Raw genomic sequence first — 1,596 nt, forward strand, 5'->3', positions numbered from 1 at the left:
GACCAATACTAATCGGTCGAGGACTTAACCAAAGATTTAAACGGTGATAGACGGTCAATGAACGAAAACGATTTTTAACTTATCCAGTTTTGAGAGAATAATGTTCTCTTGATTGAAATTGTGTGGTGATGATGGCAAGAAGGTCACACCTGTTCCCATGCCGAACACAGAAGTTAAGCTTCTTAGCGCCGATGGTAGTGAAGGGTTTCCCTTTGTGAGAGTAGGACGTTGCCACGCAGATTCAATTATTCCGCAATAGCTCAGCTGGTAGAGCGCATGACTGTTAATCATGATGTCGTAGGTTCGAGCCCTACTTGTGGAGTACCATAGTCGATCTATGTAAATATAAACGAGATTCGTTTGGTGAACCCCATCTGGAGAGTTGTCCGAGTGGCCGAAGGAGCATGATTGGAAATCATGTAGGCGGTGAACGCTGTCTCAAGGGTTCGAATCCCTTACTCTCCGTTTAAAACACTGACCCGTTGGTCAAGCGGTTAAGACACCGCCCTTTCACGGCGGTATCACGGGTTCGATTCCCGTACGGGTCATCAGTAGCGACGTTACTGAGATTAGGAAAAGAAGTACATTTTTACCTGGAGGTTTAGCTCAGTTGGGAGAGCATCTGCCTTACAAGCAGAGGGTCGGCGGTTCGAGCCCGTCAACCTCCATTAGTTTAACAAGGTCTCGTGGTGTAGGGGTTAACATGTCTGCCTGTCACGCAGAAGATCGCGGGTTCGATTCCCGTCGAGACCGTTGGTATAATAACTAAACTAAAAACCATTTCTATAATGGCCTGGTAGCTCAGTTGGTAGAGCACTTGATTGAAGCTCAAGGTGTCGGCAGTTCGATTCTGTCCCAGGCCACCATTTATGGAGGGGTAGCGAAGTGGCTAAACGCGGCGGACTGTAAATCCGCTCCTTCGGGTTCGACAGTTCGAATCTGTCCCCCTCCATTGTTTTTTTTAAGAAAGACCTATTTTAAGATAGGGGTATAGTTTAAAGGTAGAACTATGGTCTCCAACACCATCAGTGTGGGTTCAATTCCTACTACCCCTGCCATTTTTAAAGAAAAACAAGCAACAAATAATTACCATGGCGATTGTGGTGAAGTGGTTAACACACCGGATTGTGGTTCCGGCATGCGTGGGTTCGAACCCCATCAGTCGCCTTTTTTTTTATTTATGGGCTATAGCCAAGCGGTAAGGCAAGGGACTTTGACTCCCTCATGCGTTGGTTCGAATCCAGCTAGCCCAGTTTAATTGAATACTCATTCAACTAAAAAAGATGGCGGTATAGCCAAGTGGTAAGGCAGAGGTCTGCAAAACCTTCATCACCGGTTCAAATCCGGTTACCGCCTTATTTTTGAAAAGATGAAAAAAGTAGTCCATATGCCGGCGTGGCGGAACTGGTAGACGCGCTGGACTCAAAATCCTGTGCCCGCAAGGGCGTGCCGGTTCGATTCCGGCCGCCGGTATACTAAATACACCTAACGTTTTAAAAACGTTAGGTGTATTTTTTTGTTGAATTTTATTTAAAGGTTCTACGTCAAATGGTGTGGATAGATACTTCACAATAAAATTTCTTTTGGAATAAAAGG

At 45.6% G+C, this 1,596-nt stretch carries 12 tRNA genes and 1 rRNA gene; all 13 read left to right on the forward strand.

Annotated features, from left to right (window positions below):
• Positions 1 to 121: 121 nt before the first annotated feature.
• The 13 genes from rrf to J7E16_RS11090 all read left to right on the forward strand — a co-directional run bounded on the left by rrf (position 122) and on the right by J7E16_RS11090 (position 1,473).
• A 5S ribosomal RNA gene (gene rrf / locus J7E16_RS11030) occupies positions 122 to 237 on the forward strand.
• Between the two features lie 12 nt (positions 238 to 249).
• Positions 250 to 322 (forward strand) — tRNA-Asn (locus tag J7E16_RS11035).
• Between the two features lie 54 nt (positions 323 to 376).
• Positions 377 to 465, forward strand: a tRNA-Ser gene (locus J7E16_RS11040).
• 11 nt (positions 466 to 476) lie between these two features.
• A tRNA-Glu gene (locus J7E16_RS11045) sits at positions 477 to 548 on the forward strand.
• A gap of 47 nt (positions 549 to 595) precedes the next feature.
• A tRNA-Val gene (locus J7E16_RS11050) sits at positions 596 to 668 on the forward strand.
• A 12-nt stretch (positions 669 to 680) separates the two neighbouring features.
• Positions 681 to 753 (forward strand) — tRNA-Asp (locus tag J7E16_RS11055).
• 37 nt (positions 754 to 790) lie between these two features.
• A tRNA-Phe gene (locus tag J7E16_RS11060) sits at positions 791 to 866 on the forward strand.
• A gap of 5 nt (positions 867 to 871) precedes the next feature.
• Positions 872 to 952: transfer RNA gene (locus tag J7E16_RS11065), tRNA-Tyr, on the forward strand.
• A gap of 32 nt (positions 953 to 984) precedes the next feature.
• Positions 985 to 1,058 (forward strand) — tRNA-Trp (locus J7E16_RS11070).
• A gap of 36 nt (positions 1,059 to 1,094) precedes the next feature.
• Positions 1,095 to 1,167 (forward strand) — tRNA-His (locus tag J7E16_RS11075).
• Positions 1,168 to 1,181: 14 nt separating this feature from the next.
• Positions 1,182 to 1,253, forward strand: a tRNA-Gln gene (locus J7E16_RS11080).
• 32 nt (positions 1,254 to 1,285) lie between these two features.
• Positions 1,286 to 1,356, forward strand: a tRNA-Cys gene (locus J7E16_RS11085).
• 33 nt (positions 1,357 to 1,389) lie between these two features.
• Positions 1,390 to 1,473, forward strand: a tRNA-Leu gene (locus J7E16_RS11090).
• Positions 1,474 to 1,596 lie beyond the last annotated feature (123 nt).

This window comes from Carnobacterium sp. ISL-102, from assembly GCF_018612935.1.
In the GTDB taxonomy this organism is placed as follows: domain Bacteria; phylum Bacillota; class Bacilli; order Lactobacillales; family Carnobacteriaceae; genus Carnobacterium_B; species Carnobacterium_B alterfunditum.